At 36.4% G+C, this 20,856-nt stretch carries 19 protein-coding genes and 1 pseudogene; 3 read left to right on the top strand and 17 right to left on the bottom strand.

Annotation, left to right across the window (positions count from 1 at the left end; translation table 11 throughout):
* Window positions 1–23 precede the first annotated feature (23 nt).
* The 11 genes from cshA to ACIGHG_RS23155 form a co-directional block, all read right to left on the bottom strand.
* Entirely contained in the window at window positions 24–1,580 is a 1,557-nt protein-coding gene (gene cshA / locus ACIGHG_RS23205) for a degradosome RNA helicase CshA (RefSeq protein WP_090917257.1), read from the bottom strand.
* A gap of 619 nt (window positions 1,581–2,199) precedes the next feature.
* Window positions 2,200–3,576: a UDP-N-acetylmuramoyl-tripeptide--D-alanyl-D-alanine ligase gene (locus tag ACIGHG_RS23200; RefSeq protein WP_336473921.1), complete on the bottom strand. Its 1,377-nt coding sequence runs from the start codon at window positions 3,574–3,576 to the stop codon at window positions 2,200–2,202.
* Window positions 3,577–3,638: 62 nt separating this feature from the next.
* Window positions 3,639–4,727 carry a D-alanine--D-alanine ligase gene (locus ACIGHG_RS23195; RefSeq protein WP_336473935.1) on the bottom strand — a complete coding sequence of 363 codons (1,089 nt, stop codon included), beginning with the start codon at window positions 4,725–4,727 and terminating at the stop codon, window positions 3,639–3,641.
* Window positions 4,728–4,963: 236 nt separating this feature from the next.
* Window positions 4,964–6,238: an MDR family MFS transporter gene (locus tag ACIGHG_RS23190; protein WP_336473920.1), complete on the bottom strand. Its 1,275-nt coding sequence runs from the start codon at window positions 6,236–6,238 to the stop codon at window positions 4,964–4,966.
* 299 nt (window positions 6,239–6,537) lie between these two features.
* Entirely contained in the window at window positions 6,538–7,953 is a 1,416-nt protein-coding gene (gene bcaP / locus ACIGHG_RS23185) for a branched-chain amino acid transporter BcaP (RefSeq protein ID WP_336473919.1), read from the bottom strand.
* A 318-nt stretch (window positions 7,954–8,271) separates the two neighbouring features.
* Window positions 8,272–9,441: a homogentisate 1,2-dioxygenase gene (locus ACIGHG_RS23180; RefSeq protein WP_336473918.1), complete on the bottom strand. Its 1,170-nt coding sequence runs from the start codon at window positions 9,439–9,441 to the stop codon at window positions 8,272–8,274.
* Window positions 9,407–10,363, bottom strand: a complete 957-nt coding sequence (locus ACIGHG_RS23175) for a fumarylacetoacetate hydrolase family protein (RefSeq protein ID WP_396550754.1) — start codon at window positions 10,361–10,363, stop codon at window positions 9,407–9,409. Before ACIGHG_RS23175 ends, ACIGHG_RS23180 begins: the two co-directional genes overlap by 35 nt.
* Before the next feature lie 93 nt (window positions 10,364–10,456).
* Window positions 10,457–11,575 carry a 4-hydroxyphenylpyruvate dioxygenase gene (gene hppD, locus ACIGHG_RS23170; RefSeq protein ID WP_396550741.1) on the bottom strand — a complete coding sequence of 373 codons (1,119 nt, stop codon included), beginning with the start codon at window positions 11,573–11,575 and terminating at the stop codon, window positions 10,457–10,459.
* A gap of 473 nt (window positions 11,576–12,048) precedes the next feature.
* Window positions 12,049–12,168 (bottom strand): DUF3948 family protein, encoded by a 120-nt coding sequence (locus ACIGHG_RS23165; RefSeq protein WP_098916066.1) that lies wholly within the window; start codon window positions 12,166–12,168, stop codon window positions 12,049–12,051.
* Between the two features lie 81 nt (window positions 12,169–12,249).
* Window positions 12,250–12,369, bottom strand: a complete 120-nt coding sequence (locus ACIGHG_RS23160; RefSeq protein ID WP_090917239.1) for a DUF3948 family protein — start codon at window positions 12,367–12,369, stop codon at window positions 12,250–12,252.
* A gap of 43 nt (window positions 12,370–12,412) precedes the next feature.
* Window positions 12,413–12,523, bottom strand: coding sequence for a DUF3948 family protein (locus tag ACIGHG_RS23155; protein ID WP_090917237.1), 111 nt, complete (start codon window positions 12,521–12,523; stop codon window positions 12,413–12,415).
* Window positions 12,524–12,962: 439 nt separating this feature from the next.
* On the opposite strand from ACIGHG_RS23155, the gene ACIGHG_RS23150 reads away from it, so the two are divergent.
* Together ACIGHG_RS23150 and ACIGHG_RS23145 are read left to right on the top strand one after the other, a co-directional pair.
* Entirely contained in the window at window positions 12,963–13,832 is an 870-nt protein-coding gene (locus ACIGHG_RS23150) for a Cof-type HAD-IIB family hydrolase (protein ID WP_396550738.1), read from the top strand.
* 389 nt (window positions 13,833–14,221) lie between these two features.
* A complete protein-coding gene (locus tag ACIGHG_RS23145) occupies window positions 14,222–14,422 on the top strand; it encodes a hypothetical protein (RefSeq protein WP_090917236.1) in 201 nt (66 codons plus the stop codon).
* 114 nt (window positions 14,423–14,536) lie between these two features.
* Here the strand turns inward: ACIGHG_RS23145 and ACIGHG_RS23140 are convergent.
* The 3 genes and pseudogenes from ACIGHG_RS23140 to ACIGHG_RS23130 all read right to left on the bottom strand — a co-directional run.
* Window positions 14,537–14,734 (bottom strand): annotated as a pseudogene (locus ACIGHG_RS23140) (sensor histidine kinase); the annotation flags it as partial.
* Window positions 14,735–15,118: 384 nt separating this feature from the next.
* Complete coding sequence (gene abc-f / locus ACIGHG_RS23135; RefSeq protein WP_396550736.1) at window positions 15,119–16,978, bottom strand: ribosomal protection-like ABC-F family protein; 1,860 nt, start codon at window positions 16,976–16,978, stop codon at window positions 15,119–15,121.
* 132 nt (window positions 16,979–17,110) lie between these two features.
* Window positions 17,111–17,245, bottom strand: coding sequence for an RAxF-45 family protein (locus ACIGHG_RS23130; RefSeq protein WP_090917231.1), 135 nt, complete (start codon window positions 17,243–17,245; stop codon window positions 17,111–17,113).
* Window positions 17,246–18,090: 845 nt separating this feature from the next.
* On the opposite strand from ACIGHG_RS23130, the gene ACIGHG_RS23125 reads away from it, so the two are divergent.
* On the top strand, window positions 18,091–18,858 hold the full coding sequence (locus ACIGHG_RS23125) for a DUF4931 domain-containing protein (RefSeq protein WP_396550734.1): 768 nt from the start codon (window positions 18,091–18,093) through the stop codon (window positions 18,856–18,858).
* Window positions 18,859–18,876: 18 nt separating this feature from the next.
* Here the strand turns inward: ACIGHG_RS23125 and ACIGHG_RS23120 are convergent, their stop codons facing one another.
* The 3 genes from ACIGHG_RS23120 to ACIGHG_RS23110 form a co-directional block, all read right to left on the bottom strand.
* Window positions 18,877–19,410 carry a transglycosylase SLT domain-containing protein gene (locus tag ACIGHG_RS23120; RefSeq protein WP_396550752.1) on the bottom strand — a complete coding sequence of 178 codons (534 nt, stop codon included), beginning with the start codon at window positions 19,408–19,410 and terminating at the stop codon, window positions 18,877–18,879.
* Between the two features lie 179 nt (window positions 19,411–19,589).
* Complete coding sequence (locus ACIGHG_RS23115) at window positions 19,590–19,802, bottom strand: hypothetical protein (protein WP_396550732.1); 213 nt, start codon at window positions 19,800–19,802, stop codon at window positions 19,590–19,592.
* A gap of 10 nt (window positions 19,803–19,812) precedes the next feature.
* Complete coding sequence (locus ACIGHG_RS23110) at window positions 19,813–20,571, bottom strand: TatD family hydrolase (RefSeq protein WP_396550730.1); 759 nt, start codon at window positions 20,569–20,571, stop codon at window positions 19,813–19,815.
* Window positions 20,572–20,856 lie beyond the last annotated feature (285 nt).

The following is a 20,856-nucleotide window of genomic DNA, read 5'->3' as shown; positions in this document are numbered from 1 at the left end:
AAGGCTGCCTCTTTTCTATATATTTAGTTAGATTGTGGTTTACGGCTTTGATGCTTTCTTTCGCCACCGCGTCCTCTAGGAGCTCCAGAACGCCCTTCACGCCCTTCGCGTCCTTGACCTTCTCCTTTACGACCGCCACGATTGCGGTTGCCATCACGGTTACGGCCGCCTTCACGATTACGATTGCCTTCGCGGTTACCATCACGATAACCACCTCTTCCGTTTCCGTTTCCGTTTCTCTTTCTAGAACGATCTTTTGAAACTACTGGCGGCTCTGATGTTAAAGAAACTGGCGTTGCATCTGGCTCTTTTGTCATCATTTTTAAAGCACCTGCTACAACCGCTACAGAATCATGCTCTTCTAACAGCTCTTCTGCAATACGTTTGTAGTATGATAAGTTTTCACTTTCAATAATGCTTTGAAGCTTTTCAGCGATTAAACGTTGTTGGCCTTCTAAAGCTTCATCTAATGTCGGCGGGTTCATACGATCTATTTTACGTTTTGTTGTACGCTCAATATTCTTTAATTGGCCCGTTTCACGTGGTGTTACAAATAGCATTGCAAGACCCGTTTTACCTGCACGACCTGTACGACCAATGCGGTGTACGTACGATTCAGGGTCTTGTGGAATATCAAAGTTATATACGTGCGTTACACCTGAAATATCAAGACCGCGCGCTGCTACATCTGTCGCAACAAGAACTTCAATTGAACCTTCTTTAAATTTACGTAATACAGAAAGACGCTTCGCTTGTGTTAAATCACCATGAATTCCTTCTGCTGCATAGCCACGTAAGTTTAATGCTTCTGATAATTCATCAACACGACGCTTTGTACGACCGAACACGATTGCAAGCTCTGGAGATTGAATATCTAATAAACGTGTTAATACGTCAAATTTCTTTTTCTCTTGCACTTCTAAATAGAACTGCTGAATGTTTGGCATTGTTACTTCTTTAGCTTTAACCTTAATATGTTTAGGCTCACTCATGAAGCGTTCAGCAATGCGACGGATTGGATCTGGCATTGTTGCTGAGAATAATAATGTTTGGTGTGTTTCAGGAACATCTGTTAAAATCGCTTCAATATCTTCAATGAAGCCCATATTTAACATTTCATCTGCTTCATCAAGAACAACTGTCTCTACGTTTTGCAGACGAAGTGTTTTACGTTTAATATGATCTAAAATACGTCCTGGCGTACCCACAATGATGTGTGGACCTTTTTTCAACGCGCGAATTTGACGGTTAATATCTTGACCGCCATAGATTGGTAAAATGCGCACACGCTTATGCTGACCAATTTTGTATAGCTCTTCACCTACTTGAATTGCTAACTCACGAGTTGGCGCGATAACGATACCTTGAACTGTATCTTGACGTGTATTTACTTTTTCTAATAGTGGTAATCCAAATGCAGCTGTTTTTCCTGTACCTGTTTGAGCCTGACCAATGATGTCCAAACCTTGTAAGGCTACTGGAATTGTTTCTGCCTGAATTGGTGTTGCCTCTTCAAACCCCATGTTTTCAACAGACTGTAACAAAGAACTGCTTAATCCTAACTCTCGAAATGTTGTCAATTTTACTTCTCCTTTTCTATCTAAAATAGCCCAGATTATTCCTTCTTCTCATATTTACAGGATATCCAAGTAAGGTTGGGCTAAGTCTTCTTCAGACAAAATGCGTCATCAGCGCAAGGTTGCCTGACAATTATAATAAAACTAGCTTTTGAAAAATGAATGTAACAAGTATGCGTACTTCAAACATCCAAACGTAAAGCTAGACAAAAGTAGTCCCGAGACAAATTTATCCCGCTATTCTTGGGCAGTAAAACCCCAACTTCAAACAATTATAACTTTCAAATGGCAGGAGTAATTATCCTAACTATCCATTCAAAAAAGACATTTTCCGTGTTTGCGGAAAATGCCCTTTCCCTTATGTTCACATATATAAACGGGCCTACATTTATCACAAAAATACTCTACAACGTTATTACACCCTATCAATTATAAGTTTTGTATGGGTAAAAAGCAAACCCAACTCTTCCCTAATTTTACATATGGACTTTTCCATCTTTATTCTAGCTTTTCACTCTCCGTGTTGTAAGCGTTTCTTTTTATTACGTATTAACGGGCAGTAACCAAGTAATAGAACAGACCATATGCAGAGCAACAAAGAAACCCCTCACTGATGGAAGTTTCACTTTATCATCGTGATAATTTCTTCTAATTTCATTCCACGAGATGCTTTTACTAATATAACGTCTTTCACATCAACGACTTCTTTTAAATCTTTAACAAGTTCTTCTTTATTATCGTAAGCCTTCACGCGTTCATTAGAAAAATTAATTTTTGCACCTTCTGCCATTTGCGCCCCTAACGTACCGTACGTAAATACATATGCAATACGGGCCGGATCAATTAATTTTCCAACTTCATAATGAAATTGTACTTCTTGGTCACCAAGCTCCAACATATCGCCAAGCACGAGAATTTTTTTGGAAAATCCATTTAATTCACTCATTAAATGGAACGCCGCTTCCATCGCTGTCGGACTCGCGTTATATGCATCATTAATAATTGTTAACCCTGCATCCGTTTTTACAACTTCCATACGCATGCCTGTCATTTTCAAATTCACTAAACCTTGTTTCATTTCTTCCCACGTTACGCCAAAGAACTCAGCGACCGCCATTGATGCTAATGCGTTATATACATTATGTTTCCCAAGAACGGGCAAATAAAACACTACATCCTGCGCTTGATTCATTTTAAATTGTGTACCTGTCGCTTCCAACTTTACAGATACTGGGTAGTAATCATTCGCTCTTGCATCACCGAATGTAATTGTCTTTGCTGATAAATTCATGCCTGGTACACGTGTAGTTAACAACGGCTCATCTCCGTTATAAACAAATACACCATTATCTTGTAAACCTGTCACAATTTCTAACTTCGCTTCTGCAATTCCATCACGAGAGCCCAAATCCATTAAATGTGCTTCTCCAATATTTGTGATAATCGCTGCATCAGGACGAGCAAGCTTTGACAAAAATTCAATTTCACCACGGCTCGACATTCCCATCTCTAATACAGCTATTTCTGTATCTTCTTCTAAATTTAAAATTGTCAACGGAAGTCCGATATGGTTATTGAAATTCCCTTCTGTTTTTTGCACTTTAAATTTTGCTCCAAGTAAGCTTGTCACAATATCTTTCGTTGATGTTTTTCCGTTACTCCCTGTTACACCAACTACTTTCACATTTAATTGATCACGATAGTTTTTCGCTAATGTCTGCAATGCTTGTAGTGTATCTTCCACAAAAATAACTGGTACATTTTCTGGCGGGTTGGCTACACCTTTTTTCCATAGCGTTGCAACAGCACCATTTTCTATCGCTTTCCTCGCAAAAGTATGACCATCAAAACGTTCTCCTTGAATCGGAACATATAAATTTCCTTGTTCAATCTTTCTTGTATCAATGGAAACACCTTTTATCGCTATATCATTCCACTGCTCCGCTAAACTAGTTCCACATACCATTTGCTCAACTTGCTTCGCTGTTCGTTGTATCATATAAAAAACACTCCTTACAAGGAAGAAACACTATTCATTTGAATAGTGCTTCTCCTTTCTTGTTAGATTGTATATTTAATTTTTTGTTTTTCTTCATGACGTTCAATCGCTAAGCGCACTAATTCTTGAATAAGCTCTGGATACGCCAATCCTGTATTTTCCCATAATAGAGGGAACATACTAAATGGCGTGAATCCTGGCATTGTATTTACTTCATTAATAAATACATCACCATCTTTCGTTAAGAAGAAATCTGCTCGCGTTAATCCCGCACCATCTAAAGATTGAAATGCACGAATCGCATACTCTTTAATCTTCTCATATTCCGCTTCCGTAATTTCAGCAGGAATAACCATCGCCGTATCGCCATCAATGTATTTTGATTTATAATCATAGAATTCTTTTTTAGCTACAATTTCACCTACAACCGAACATTTCGGTTCATCATTTCCTAATACACCAATTTCCACTTCACGACCAACAATATTCTCTTCTACGATGATTTTACGATCGAATTGGAACGCTTCTTCAAATGCACTCTCTAACTCAGCACGATCTTTACATTTATTAATTCCAACGCTCGAGCCAAGATTTGCTGGCTTCACGAAACATGGATAGCCTAATGTTTCTTCAATTTTTTCATACGCCGCTGTGCGATTTTTCTCCCAAGCACTGCGAATGAACGAAACATATTTTGCTTGCGGTAAGTCCGCTTCTGCAAAAATATTTTTCATAATAACTTTATCCATACCTGCAGCCGATGCTAATACACCGTTCCCTACATATGGAATATTCATAAGTTCTAACAAACCTTGCACTGTTCCATCTTCACCATTTGGTCCATGTAATAACGGGAAGATTACATCAATTGTATTCCCTTTATCAGAAGCTGACATCGGGATAATCTCTGAACTTAATGATATAGGAGAAATTGCGTTCTCTTCTCCGTTCAATTGTAACGCTTGAACGTTCTTTACTTCACCTTCAATACGCTCGCCGCGAATCCATTGTCCTTGTTCAGTAATATAAATTGGATGAACCTCAAATTTTTCTTGATCTAACGCTTTACTAACAGCAAAAGCTGTTTGTAAAGAAACTTGATGCTCTGCTGATTTCCCACCATATAATAAACCTAATTTAATTTTCATAATGAAATCACCCTAATCGTTTGTTTTCATTTTTCTATTGTAGCACTTTTTACGAAAATAGATAGTTCCTATTTTCGTAAAAAGCGAAACTGAACACAAATAGTGAGATAGCCACGTCGTCGTAACAATTTTTCTAGTTATGTACCTAATAATATGAGAAAAAGAACCTATTTGTGTATAATGAAAACTTTATCCCGCTATTCGCGGGCAGTAATACCCACACTGATTAAAGTTTCACTTTATGACGTTTGCTTTACCATGTTATCTTTTTGTTTTTGCTCTACAAGTCGGTCTAATGATATGTAAACAAGTCCTGCTATCACACACCCGATTCCTAAAATTGTAAATAACATATGACCCAACAAACGATCAAGTAAAACACCTCCAAGTAGCGGACCAAACGCATTACCCGTAATCCATTGTAAGCTAGCCGCTCCCATATATGTACCTCGCAGGTGCTCAGGTGCTAAATTTGCTACAAACGTCATTTGGACAGGAGACATAACCATTTCTCCTAATGTATAAATCGCATATACAATTAATAGCGTAATTAGAACTACAGTAGCATTTGTTCCCATTTCACCAAACCATTTCGGAAGCCATCCAATCGCAAGAAGACCGATGCCAAATAACCAAGCACCATATAGCATCGTTTTTCCTACCGGTTTATCTGTCGCCCATTTCGAAATTTGAAATTGAAACAAAACCACCAAAAGTCCATTCATGGCCATTAAATAAGGATACGGATTATTCATTCCAAATATCTCTTTCATTTCATTATCAAAATGAAGAGGAAGCATGCCTTCTGTTTGCGAAAATCCCATCGAAATAACAATTCCTGTTAACAAATAAATGAGTAAAATTTTATCCTGAAACACAACTTTCCATACAGATTGTTTCGTTTCTCCTTCCTTATTCATTTGTGTTATTGCACCTTTTGGCATTGTCTCTTGAATAAGTAGTAAAACGAGTAATGCATAAAATAGCATAGAAGATGACGCAATCATAAAAATAACCGTTTTAGAAAGCAATGCAACTGAAGCACCTAGAATCGGCCCAATTGCCGCTCCGATATTATGCCCCATTCGCAGCAAACCGTATGCTTCTGTTCGCTTTTCAGGTTCTGTTACATCAGCTACCATCGCAGAAGCTGCTGGATGGAACAACGAATTACTAAGTCCTAAACAAACGGATAGAATAGCATATGGTATAAATCCATCTATAAATAAGAACCCCAGCATTAAAATCGCATTGCTAGCCATTGAAAATATCATAATTGGCTTTCTTCCATAAACATCGGCAATTCGGCCACCTATAAGAGAACCAAAACTTGCCGCAATTGGAGACAGCGCCATAATAATTCCCACTTGTAGCAGTGAATCTACTTTATCTTTTAAATATAATGCAAAAAATGGCATTAACATCATCATTGCAATTCCATTTAACGTTTCTCCAATAAATCGAATCCAAACATTACGATCCATCTGCTTTAATTCTTGCCATGTTTTCTTCATATTCCCCCTCCTTTTCTCTCATTACTTTTAACCAGAAAACACCTAAAATTTTACTTTAGAAACCAATTTTCATCTTATATCACTTTTAGAAAAATGTAAATTTTCAAAAATAAAAAGCCGTTCTTTTTCTACGAACGGCTTTCAACTTTATCCCGCACTAACGGGCAGTAAGACTCCCACCACCTCAAGATTGAAAGAAAGCAAAGAAGCTAGGTGGGAGATAACTGCCCGTAAGAGCCCGATTGGTGAGGGCTAACCATCAGCGGGGGATAAAGCCCCCCACTGATGGAAGTTTCACTTTATAAATTCACGGTGTTTTTATTATCTGCTTCTTTGTGTAACGCACTATTTTTTCTACTATATAAGAAATAGACCGCTATTCCAATTACCATCCAAATCCCAAAGCTTTTCCATGTAATTGCCGGTAATTGAAGCATTAAATATAAACAGAAAATCACTGTTAATGCTGGTAAAACTGGCACAAGCGGCGCTTTAAATGCACGAGGTAAATCCGGATGTGTTTTGCGCATTACAATAACCGCAACTGCTACAAGTGCGAACGCAGATAGAGTTCCGATATTTACAAGGTGAGCTAACACACTTAAGTCAACAAGTCCTGAAATAAGCGCTGCTACAATCCCTGTTATCCATGTATTTAAAAACGGTGTTTTAAACTTCGGATGTACTTTCGCAAAACGATTCGGTAATAAACCGTCACGACTCATTGCATACGACACTCGGACTTGACCATACATCATAACTAACATAACAGTTGTAATCCCTGTAATAGCACCTACTGAAATAATGCCTGCTAAACCATCTTGTCCAATAAATTGAAGTGCAAATGCTACTGGATCTGATATATTTAATTGTCCATACGGTACAATACCTGTCAAAATAAGCGAAACAGCAATGTACAAAACAGTACAAATTAATAACGACGCTATAATACCAATTGGTAAATCACGCTGCGGACGTTTTACTTCTTCCGCCGCTGTTGAAACAGCATCAAAACCAATAAAAGCAAAGAATACTGTCGCTGCACCTACCATTACGCCATCAAAACCAAACGGCATAAATGGTGTCCAGTTTTCTGGTTTTACATACTTAAACCCAGCAAAGATAAACAATAGTACAACGGTTAATTTAATAAATACCATAATATTATTTACGCGGGCACTTTCACGAACACCTCGTGATAGAAGGATCGTCATAATTAAAATAATACAAACAGCTGGTAAATCAATAATTCCACCTTTTCCTGCCCCAGGAGCAGACGCTAAAATTGTTGGAATTTGAATTCCAAACCCCTTTAATAAAGACTGAAAATATGCGGACCATCCATTAGCAACAGCTGATGTTGCTAATAAGTACTCAAGCATTAAATCCCATCCAATTAAAAAGGCAAACACTTCTCCCATCGTTGCGTATGTATACGTATATACACTACCAGATACCGGTACGCTAGAAGCAAATTCTGCATAGCAAAAGGCAGCAAAGGCACAAGCTAGCGCGGCTAATGCAAAAGATAAAATAATAGCAGGTCCAGAATGTTTCGCAGCAACTACCCCAGTCAAGACGAAAATACCTGTCCCAACAATTGCCCCTACCCCTAACATCGTTAAATCTAACGCTCCTAATGTTCGATCTAATTTCTTTTGACTTCCCTCTTGCAACAGTTGTGTAATCGGCTTTTTTTGAAAGATTTGCTTCATACTCAGCACCTCAACATTTATAATTTTCTGAAAATTTTAATATTTACATTCATTTTACTTATTTCACCTTTTTTCGTCAATAACTTAATGGAAACTTTGTCCTTCCACCACTATTTTGAATGATCCAAGGTAGTGTGGTGCGTTATGGTATTAATAATTAAAATGAAATAAAAATCATAAAAACAGTTTATATTTTTATATTTATATATCATTTTACAAATATTTTTGGTATTTTATATAAGTCGATTCCTTTATGACAACAGGCACACTCATCAAATGAGTGCGCTTGTTGTTCTTCATACATCATAGTCATTCACCTTATACGGTATATGTGCCTTGTTCTAGCCAGCTATACATGTATTGCTCATCTTCCATATCATGCGCATCTTTTATAACGCGTAGTGGACGAAATGTATCAATCATAACCGCTAGTTCGATTGTTTCTTTTTTACCAAGACTAGCTTCTGTTTTCCCAGGATGGGGTCCATGTGGAATCCCGCTTGGATGAAGCGTAATAGACCCTTCCTCCACGCCTTTTCTGCTCATAAAATTGCCTTCTACATAATAGAGCACCTCATCACTATTTACATTACTATGATAATATGGTGCCGGAATTGCTTCTGGATGATAGTCATATAGACGCGGAACGAATGAGCAAACGACAAAGTTATGTCCCTCAAATGTTTGGTGTACTGGCGGTGGCTGATGAATGCGTCCTGTAATTGGCTCAAAATCCTCAATATTAAATACCCATGGATATAAATGTCCATCCCAACCAACAACATCTAAAGGATGATGCTGCAAAACATGCTTATGCATGTATCCTCTAGATTTTGTCATCACAACAAATTCACCTTTTTCATCATACGTTTCCAACGTCTCTGGACCACGAATATCACGTTCACAAAACGGACTATGCTCTAACAATTGTCCGTACTCATTTCGGTAATTACGCGGCGTTGTAATTTGACTATTCGCTTCAACAACGAGAAATTTCGATTCTCCCGCTTCAGGGATTACACGGTAAATCGTACCGATTGGAATTATAATATAATCTCCTTTTCGGTAATGAATCGTACCGAACATTGTCTCAATTTTTCCAGATCCATAATGAACAAATAGCATTTCATCTCCATCACCATTGCGATAAAAATAGTCCATTTTTTCCGTTGGGTTTACAACCCCAATTAATAGATCTTCATTTCCTAATAGAAAATTCCTTCCGTTCACGGCATCTCCTATTTTTCTATATTCTTTCGTCCGAAAATGACGATGTGCTAACGCCACGTCTTCTTCATACTGCACCTGGCAAGATCGTACTAAAGAAGCATGCCCAACTTCTGTTGGCATGTAGTGATGATACAAAATAGATTGCGTACCAGAAAAACCTTTCGTCCCCATAACTTGCTCACGATAAAGCGTTCCGTCTTGTTTACGAAACTGTACATGTCGTTTACGAGGAAGTTCCCCCATGCGACGATAATACATGCTCATCCCCCGCTTCCTTTTCTGCTTTTACCGTATTACGCAATGTTCCCAAACTAGTAATTTTCAACTCTACCACATCGCCAGCTTTCAGCCATCTCTCTGTTCCAAGTTCTAAAATACAGCCGCTTCCAACTGTACCAGAACCAAGTACATCTCCTGGATATAACGTAACACCTTGAGATGCTCGTTCAATCATTTCAGCAAACGTATAATAAATATCTTGAAAATTACCCTTGGACCATTGTTCACCATTAATATGAGCTGTCATTTCTAAATTGTAACGATCTTCATTTCGATACGCGTCTAACTCATCTTTCGTCACAATATACGGTCCAAGCGATGTAGCAAAATCCTTTCCTTTTGCCGGTCCAAGTCCGACCTTCATTTCATGCGCTTGTAAATCTCTAGCGCTCCAATCATTCATAATACAATATCCGAAAATATATTCATGCGCTTGCTCGCGTGAAATATTTTTACCTTCTTTGCTAATGACACAAGCAATCTCTAATTCATAGTCAAGTTTCTTCGTTGCGCCTGGACAAACAATAGCTTCTTCCGGTCCGATAACAGCTCGATGATTCGTAAAATAGAAAACAGGAATATCATACCACTCTGGAACAATCTCCAAACCGCGGCGGCCCCGTGCTGTCTTTACATGCTGTTCAAACGCATAAAAATCACGGATACTTCCCGGGTTTGGTAAAGGTGCACAAAGCTCTACATCCGTAATATGATAAATCCCTCTTTCTGGCGTACCAATCTTACTAATGATTTTCATATATTCATCAGATTTCTCTAAAAAAGAAATCATTGTGGACGGAAGTGCCCCATGGCTTGCCATATGCATATCAATAACTTTGTCACCTTCAAGCCAGCCAGCTCGCATTTCTTGTGAAGGAAGACGAAATGTAATAAACTTCATCATTTTCTCTCCTCGCTTAAAAAGTAAAGCGCGGGAGGAAGGAGCATCCCTCCTAACCATTATCCCGCTCTAACAGGCAGTAGAATTTTTACTTTACAGATTTCCGCGACGCGCCTGTTCTCTTTCAATCGATTCGAATAATGCTTTAAAATTACCTTCACCAAACCCTCTTGATCCTTTACGCTGAATAATCTCAATAAATAAAGTTGGACGATCTACAATTGGCTTCGTGAAAATTTGTAATAAGTATCCTTCATCATCACGATCCACAAGAATTTTTAGCTCTTTTAATTTTTCAATCTCTTCATCAATTTGACCAACACGTGCTGTTAACTCTTCGTAATACGTATCTGGCGTATCTAAAAATTCGACGCCATTTGCACGAAGCGCAGAAACAGTTTTCACAATATCATTCGTTAATAACGCGAGGTGTTGTACACCTGCTCCGTTATAGAACTCTAAATACTCCTGAATTTGTGATTTTCTTTTCCCTTCTGCTGGTTCATTGATCGGAAACTTAATACGGCTTCCATTCGTCATTACTTTCGACATTAACGCAGAATACTCTGTACTAATATCATCATCGTCAAAATGAATCATTTGCTTAAAGCCCATTACATTTTCATAATAACTTACCCATTCTTCCATTTTTTCCACATTTCCAACAACATGATCAACAGCAACTAAACCTGTTTCTTCAAATGGAACAATAGATTCAAGTGGTTCATATCCTGGCATAAACACACCTTTATAGTTTTTGCGTTCTACAAGTGTATGAATCGTATCACCATATGTGCCAATGACCGCTTTTTTAAGCGTTCCATGTTCATCAGACAGCTCTTCTGGCGGAGCAATTGCAACGGCACCACGCTTTACAGCTTCTGCATATGCTTTCTCTACATCTTCTACTAGAAGTGCCACATCTTTTACACCATCACCGTGCTGTTTTACAAACTCGGCAATGCGGCTATTCGTATTTAAAGCACCCGACACAACAAAACGCATATTTTTCTGTACAAGTACGTAAGATACTTTATCTCGATTTCCTGTTTCTAAACCAGAATATGCAGCTATGCTGAATCCAAATGCCCTCGCAAGGTAATAACTCGTTTGTTTTGCATTACCAACATAAAATTCTAAATGATCAACATCACGTACTGGGAAAAAATCCTCCATCTGTGCCGCTAAAGTATCCATAGACTTTTGTTTCATAACTTCCTCATCCCCCTATAATATAAATTTCCAATACCTTCTCCCAAAACCGTAAACGCTTCCAAATGTGAGTAAAAAAAACAAATTGTAACAAAAACTATTTTATCAATTTTAAATTTTCTATTTTTTCCGTCAAATACCTTCCTTTTTCTCACATAGAAAATTCGACTTTTTTCTATTTATGCTACACGAAGTAAAACTTCCCTTACTATATCAATCCATTTTGATTTTTCAGCATATAAATCGCTGCTATGTAAAGCAAAACGTGAATTACACTTGCTTTCTCCCTTTATCTTAAACCGTGCATAAGCCCTGACCGCTTCTATGCATGGCCAGATGCTCTCGTCCACCTAAAAAGAGGGAGGGTTTTATGTCATTTTTTTAATTTGCATTTATATAATATCCCAATAAAAAAAGGAACTTCGTTTTTCGAAGTCCCTCTTGTCTTTCACGTTCAAATTTATCTATTTAAATTATACTAAAGCACTTGATAGAAACATAATTAGTGCTGTTAAACCCATTGCTACTCCTGCTGATCCTAATAAGTCCGTTTTGGTTAATTGTAATACTTCTTTGTTTTCCATTATCCTCATTCTCCTTTTAATAGATTTCTATATGTAATGTGCATTTTGCAATAGTTTTCCGCTCTATTTCCTATACAAAATTGCTATAAATTAAACTAAAACACTTGATAGAAATACGATGAATGCTGTTAATACCGCTGCTGCTCCTGCTGATCCTAATAAGTCCGTTTTTGTTAGTTGTAATACTTCTTTGTTTTCCATTGTTCTCATTCTCCTTTTATAAGATGTATATATTCCGTTCTGTTTTTATAAATTAAACTAAAACACTTGATAGAAATACGATGAATGCCGTTAATGTCGCTGCTGCTCCTGCTGATCCTAGTAAATCCATTTTTGTTAGTTGTAATACTTCTTTATTTTCCATTGCTCTCATTCTCCTTTTTTATAAGTATTTATATGTAATTAGAATTTATGTCATCTTCAAGAAATAATTTATTTAAAGTTTTTATCTTAACGTTACATTGAAACATTAACTGTAACGTTTGTAACATTAATGTAACATAACTATTTTATTTAAGCAATAGCTCTATGAATTTATTACAAATTTTTTTAGGAATCTTTAATACTATTATTTTCTAATATATGTGTAATAGTTTTGTCATATAAGTCGCTATTATGCAGAATACTACATGATTGCTACTCACTTGCTTCTTTTGTTTTAAACCTTGCATGTGGCAAGAAAAGGCTCTGACGGTTTCTATGCATAGCCCGATGCTCTCGCTTGCCTAAAAAGAAAGAGGGTTTTTATGCCGATTTTTAAATTTGTATTTATATAGTATGATGGAAACAAAGAGGTGGTCACTTTGAAATTAATCGCACTTGATATGGATGGCACACTGTTATCATCCAATCTAGAAATCTCCAATAAAAATTTAGAAGCAATACGAAATGCTGAAGAAGCAGGACACATTGTTATGATTTGTTCTGGTAGAGCTAAAGAAGATATTTTAAAACTACTTGAGCAATACCAATTATCCCTTCCACTTGGGGCTAGTAATGGAGCAGTAGTATACGCTGATGGAAAGGTCATTCACTCACGTACTTTAAAAAAAGATAAAGTATATGAAATTGCCAAGCAGCTCGAAGTGGAGGGGTTTCCGTATAAACTCTATACAAACAAGGGTGTGTATGCACCATATAATTGGAAAGAACAAGTTACGAAATCCTTTCAACTAAACAAAGAGTCTCTTGACATTACAATTGAAGAAATTGAGCGAATTACTGAAAAACAGCTAAAGGCTAACTTAATTACAACATTCCAAAGTATCGAAGATGTAATATCTGATTCAACTATTGAAATTTCTAAATTCTTTATCCTTACATTCAATAAAGATAATCGTACACAATTACTACAATCATTAGAAAAAGATGCAGCAGTAATGGTGACAGCATCTGCTCCAACAAACTTGGAAATTATGGACAAACACGGGCATAAAGGAAACGGATTGCAAGAAATGGCAAAATACTTTCATATCCCTTTACAAGATACAATTGCCATTGGAGATAACTTTAATGATGTACCGATGTTAGAAGTAGCTGGTTTGTCGATTGCAATGGGAAATGCAGAAAACGATGTCAAACAGCTCTGTGATATCGTAACAGCGACAAATGATGAAAATGGTGTAGCTTATGCTATCCAGCAACATATTTTACCTAAAACAATACAAGGATAATAAAAAATAGAAAAGAAGGTAGCCACCTACTCTGTATAGTACGGCTATCTTCTTTTTGTTTTCTGTACATCGATAGAACTTTCGGTACTTCTTTCTTACAAGTATATACATTTTGATTTTTCAACATATAAGTCGCTACTATGCAGAATACTACATGACCTGCACTTGTTTTCTCCTTTTGTTTTCAATCTTGCATGTGGTAGGAAAAGGCCCCGACCGTTTCTATGCACGGCCAGATGTTCTCGCCCCCTCTAAAAAGAAAAGGAATTTTATTTCGTTTTTTAATTTGCATTTATATAAACAACGACACTTAAATACTTGAAAATCTATTCTATTTTTTGTAAAACGAGCATACGATAATAGCAGATTCTTAATAAAGGGGAGAAAACATGGACAAGTTATTCCTACATGTCTTGAACTATATTTGTTTAATGCTCGTCATATTAGGAGCATTACTCTTATTCCCGTTCTTCCCGACGTTCGTCCTCTTTTCAGTGTGTATCTTCATGTTCGGGATTGCGATTATCATTTCACTTAGGCCAACGGAAGCACAAGAAAAAGAAAGCAGAATTCAGCGTGCCAAGCTGTAAATTCTGCTTTCTTTTTTTCAATTTGATTAGTCCAAAACCGGGATGCACTTCATTTACACCTGCTCCATCATCAGAAATGAATATGTGTACCTTTCCATCCAAGCAAGAGAGTTTCATTTCACGCGCAATTTCATTTCGTTCTTTAACTGCCGTTAATTCTTCCACCTCTTTTGCATATAGCTGCAATTGCTCATGCGCTTCTTGAAGCGCTTCATGTGATGAAGTCAATTTTTCATACTGTTCATCTACAGTTTGGCGAGCTAATGTTAATTTTTTAATTAACCCTCCAGTAAGAGCACTAAATACAACGAACAGAAATGCTACAATAAAATTCCAATATATAGAAATTAAAAGTGTTTTATGTTAACATTGTGGTTAATATGCAAAGGAGAATGATACTTATGAATCAAAAACTTAAAAGACCTTTAATTTTATTGATTCCCCTATATATTATTCTCGTTTTATTTGATTATAACAATTATAATCAATTTAAATGGATTGAGAATATTATACAGTCATTATTTTTAGTGGTATTTCATGAATTTTTCATGTGGTTATTTTCTACAAAAAAAGAATCAACCTCTAAACATTAAGCAGGTCACGTGTAATATAACAACAAAGCGGAAACTTAAATAGATTTATAAATAAAATACATACACACAATTTAAAAAGCTGGTATACACCAGCTTTTTAGTTCTACATATCTATATTATTCTCTAAATCCTCATATAATTTTGTTCTTACCAACTCTTTTTGTTCTTTTTCATGATGCAGCTTCTCCAGCTCTGCAACATTTTTCGTTTTAGCCATTTTACAATCTAACTCGTATATACTTTGCTCGACATACATAAGCTGCTCTTCTAGGTTGATAATCTCCTTATTTATAGGCTTTGGCACAGCTGCTACTCGTTCCTTTTTCGTAACGCTTCGTTGTTCTGTTTCCCTTTTTTCTTGCCACTTTTCACGTGCCCAAGCATAATTCCCAGCAAATCCATACGCTGTTTGATTATCCATCCAATACGTTTTCGCAAACAATTTATTTAAGAAATAACGGTCATGAGAAACCGCTAAAATCGTTCCATTATACTGTTCAAGCGCTTCTTCCAAAACTTCTCTCGATTCAATATCAAGGTGATTTGTCGGTTCATCAAGTACAAGAAAATTAATATCTTGATACATGAGCTGCGCTAATCGTAAACGCATTCGTTCGCCCCCGCTTAATTGATTCACCTTTTTAAATACAGCTGGTCCGTAGAATAGAAAGCGGGCAAGTATATGACGTGCTTCGCCTTCTGTTACTGCTACCTGCTCCCTAAACATTTCTAATACCGTTTGTTTACTGTTCACTTGCACATGTTGAGACAAATAACCGAGCTTTACTCCGCTACCAATGCGAATTTCACCTATATCTGGACTCATCTCTTGTAATAATAATTTCAATAACGTTGTCTTTCCTGTACCGTTCCGTCCAACGATTGCAACGCGCTCTTGAAACCGAACATGTAATTCTACATTTTGAAATAAAGCACGATCATCAAAATTCTTTCCCACTTCTTTCATGATCACAACGTCTTTCCCGCTTCGTTCTTGTCCTTCAAACTGAAGACCCATTTGCTTATGCTCTAAAACGGGTTTCTTCAATTTCTCCATTCGCTCTAGGGCACGTTCCATATTGCGGGCACGTTTATGCAATCCCTCGTTTGGCGGATTTGCTTGATTAGCCCATTCTCTAAGCCTTTTAATAGCTTCCTTCATTTTCTTTATTTTCTTTTGTTGCTCTTGATACGCTTGAAACTCTTGTAATAATCTTTCTTCTTTCTCCTTTACAAACTGTGAATAGTTCGTATGATATACATGTAATTCCCCATCTTCTAAATCAAAAATCTTCGTTACGACTTCATCTAAGAAATACCGATCATGTGAGATTACAACAACTGTCCCGTCATATTCCTTTAAAAATTGCTCAAGCCATTCCACTGCGAATAAATCTAAATGGTTTGTCGGTTCGTCTAGGAGCAATAAGTCCGGCTTTTTAAGAAGCATGTATGCAAGACTCACTTTCGTCTGTTCACCGCCGCTTAGCTCCCTAAAATCGCGTGAAAATAATTCCGTCACTTGCAGTCCATTGGCCACTTTCATCATATTCGCTTCTATTTCATAACCGCCTAAAAACGAAAACTGCTCCTGTATTTCTCCGTACTCCGTCATTATTTTTTCCGTAACATTTATGGCCATCTTCTGTTCAAGCTCACGCATCTTTCTTTCTAATGCTTGCTCTTTCACAAATGCAGAACGTAATACATCATATACAGTCATTTCTTCCGCAAACCTCGGAATTTGAGCAACATGACCAATCTGTGTACCTTTCTTCATATGAATCGCACCGCCATCCACATGTTCAATTCCTATTAACAGTTGAAAAATTGTTGTTTTCCCGCTGCCATTTCGGCCAACTAAACCAATACGTTCGCCTTTCTTTATTTCAAATGATATATTTTCAAATATGATATTTCCACCAAACGTCTTCGCTATATTGTTTACACTACAAATCATCATCTTTTCCGTACTCCTTTCAACGTAAAAAAGCCATGAGTAAAGAACCTTACCCACGGCTTTTATTTCAAAATAGAAAAGGGAACTACCATAGTTCCCTTTTCACACGTTTCTATAAAATGGGTGAAGAGACCTCTATCGTTCAATAGTTATTATGAAATTGCTAAAAAAGGGCATACGTATCCCGTTAGCAACTACACGATGAAAAATCGCACGACAAATGTAGATAAAATCTAAAAATTGCGTGCGCATAACTATAGAACGATTCATCTCTTTCACCTCTTTCGTACGGAATTTTATACTTACCTTTTCATTATACTCTCCTAAAACACGTTTGGATAGTCATTTTTCTGAAAATAATGTAAATAGACATATTCATACATAAAAGACATCTGTTACACAGCCAAAAGAAACCTTTCATTAAATAACAATGATCCTTACAAAACTGTTATATTGCCGTAATGGAAATCGATAGTTACAAAACAAGCTTCCCGATACAATAAGAGTATAAACAAGCGGCAGACAAAAGGAGACAAATAAGATGATGAATATGGTAAAAGCAATCTTAGAAGTATTGGTGAATGGTAAAGCTGTGGTACAAGAATTGAACAACATGTAAAAAGGAGGAATCGGAAATGATGGATATCGTAAAAACTGTTATTCAGATTTTAATTGATGCAAAACCAATCGTTGATGAAATGAACAATTTATAAAAAGGGGACAAATATGAAGAAAGCCATGATAATACTTGTAAGTAGCGTTGTTATCTTACATCATTTGAATAATAAAAGAGAAACAGCAACACTATTAACGAAAAAATAAAGACGAGATACCTTGAAGTAATCAGGATATCTCGTCTTTATTTTATTCCACCGCAAGGCAATTTTTATCACAATAAGTAACGAGCAATGAAAATCCTTTCAAAAAGCTTCTAATTACAAATATCCTCTTTGATGTACTTGTAATAGACCCTATGTCTCAAAACAATACATTTTATTGTTCTCCCATACACTAGTTACTCCTTTTAATCATCTCCTAATTTTACCAGAAAGGATTTAGATCGACTTTTCACGAATATATACCAATCGGAATTCGACAGATACGGGGGAAGAGAAATGGAGACACAACAACAACTATACTTTTTAAATCAGATTGGACAACAAAAACCAAACAGCATGCAAAATAAAGAAACAGCTTGCCCATTTTGCGATCAAGCACAACTAAACGATATTTTAGAAACGGATGAAGCAATCATTTGGCTAAAAAATAAATATCCAACATTACAAAATACATTACAAACGGTCATTATCGAAACCGATAACTGTCATGATCATATTGCAACCTATACACAAAAGCATATGCGAAAACTTATCCGATTCTCAGTTGGGCACTGGTTATCATTAGAAGAAAGCGGAAAATTCCAATCTGTTATTTTATATAAAAATCATGGACCTTTATCAGGGGGAACAATCCACCATGCACATATGCAAATTATTGGTATGGAACAAGTCGACTATCGACAAAATATAAAAACAGAACATTTCAAAGGAATCATTGTAAGCAAAAAACACGGAATTGAACTGAATATTTCTACTCGTCCAATTATCGGTTTTACAGAGTTTAACATTATAACAGAAAATACAACTCAAATTGATTTGATGGCCGATTATATTCAAAAAACAGTACGCTACGTATTACACGATTTTCATAAACGTTGTAATAGTTATAATATGTTCTTTTATAACTTAGAGGGAAAAATGATATGTAAAATTGTTCCTCGGTTTGTCGTTTCACCACTATACGTCGGATACAACATTCCTCAAGTTTCTACGCAATTACAAGCAGTAAAAGAACAGCTAGAGACATATTTTACAGAAAAATAGAGTAGGTCATCTCCGGGCCTACTCTTTCATAACACCTTTATTTTTATGATACACATTCTCTAGTCCAATATTATATTTCATATTTTTATCAGTCCACTCTGTTCCGAGATTACCCGGCCAACCAGATGTGTTCGCTACATATTTAAGTAACTCAAGTTCTGTTAACCCTTTCTCCATACCTCTTTTATATCCTTTTGCCAAATGTGGCATAGCAATTTCAGCATTTTTGTGCGGGTCTTTTAACTCCTCATCTGTTACATGCTCAGGAGCAAGTCCACCACCGCGATGCAATTGAAACAACCCAAACGATGTCCCATGATCTCCAACTGCTTTTGGATTAAATCGGCTCTCATGCTCAGCAATTGTAAGAGGTATCCATTCTGGAAGATCATATTTCTTAGCCTCTTCACTAATAATTTGTTTCGCCTGTTTTGCTTCTTCTGAATTAACGTAACTCGTTTGTTTTACAGGTTTTTCCATACCTTCTGATTCGCCTCGAAAAAACATATATACTCCTAAAACTACTAAGAATCCTACAAAGAATTTCTTCATGTATATTCCCTCTTCTTCCGCTGAAATTTGTCCCCTTTCAGCATTACGTATATACAACTGCTTCATTATCTATCATACCAAGAATATCCAGAACCGACATCCTTCTTAAATCTGATTTTGTGATGCAGAAGATACGAAACAAATATAAAAATGTAATATTTCTCTATCAATCATTGAAACTAATTTAAACCATCTTCTATTATATATATCCATTCTAATTTTTCGACATCTTTGTCTAGCTCTGCTATGCAGAATACAACATGACCACTACTTGCTTTCTCCCTTTGTTTTAAACTCTGCATGTGGTAGAAAAAGGCCCTGCCCGCTTCTATGCACGGCCAGATGCTCTCGCCCACCTCAAAAGAAAGAGGGTTTTTATGTCGTTCTTTCAACTTATATATATTATAGATTATAAAATTGAACTGTATTTTTATAAATAGTTTCCGCTGTATCTTCAAGGACTAGTCCTTTTACTTCACTCACACTCTTTAATACTTGCAAAATCATATGCGGATGCGTCATTTCATCATTAAATTTCCACGGTCCATCCGTTTCGACCATAAGATGTGATAACGGATAAAAAGCAACAATATCTTTAATTTTTTCTTTATATACAATGTCAGGAGTAACCGAAATATAATACTCATTCTCGATCATTCTCTCCATCGTTCGTTGACTTCCCTTAAACCAATGAAAGTGAGCTCGGCGTATTCGATAAGATTCAAGTAAATCACAAACAACTTCCGCGTCATCATAAACAGCGTGTAATATAATTGGCAAATTATATTTTCGAGCCATATATACAAATCTTTCCAGCATTTCAATATATGGCTCTAGCAACAACTTTGGATTTTCTTGACGTAAATAGTAAGGTAAACCAACTTCCCCAATCGCCGCAATACGATGTGCTTCTTTTTCAATTAATTCACAAATTTTTTCGCATTGTATGAAATCAACTTCTTGCTCAGGATGATATCCGAGAGCTGGATATATAAATGGATAGTTCTTTGCTAGTTCCAATGTTTGCTGACAAGAATGATCATTCATCGACACAGCAATTATTGCCACTATTTCCTTCGTCTTCTGTATATCTTCAATTAATTGTAATTGCTCTTCTTTTTTATATTGATCCAAATGTATATGACTATCAATCCATTTCATTTCTATCACCTCTTCCTGGCATTGTATATAAACTCATTTTAATTTTTTAACATAGAAATCGCTGCTATGCAGAATACAACATGACCGCTACTTTCTTTCTCCCCTTGTATGTGAAAGAAAAAGGCCCTGACCACTTCTATGCATAGCCAGATGCTCTCGCCCGCCTCAAAAGAAAAAAGGGGGTATGTCGCTTTTTTAACTTGTATTTATATAGTACAACTTTCTAAAATGTATATAAAATAAAAAACAAGAAGGCTCGCCTTCTTGTTTCATCTATTTATTAAA

It is taken from the genome of Bacillus sp. NPDC077411 (assembly GCF_044543425.1).
Lineage (GTDB): Bacteria > Bacillota > Bacilli > Bacillales > Bacillaceae_G > Bacillus_A > Bacillus_A bruguierae.
Note: the sequence above shows the minus strand (reverse complement) of the source record. Positions and strands in the feature narration are given on the sequence as shown.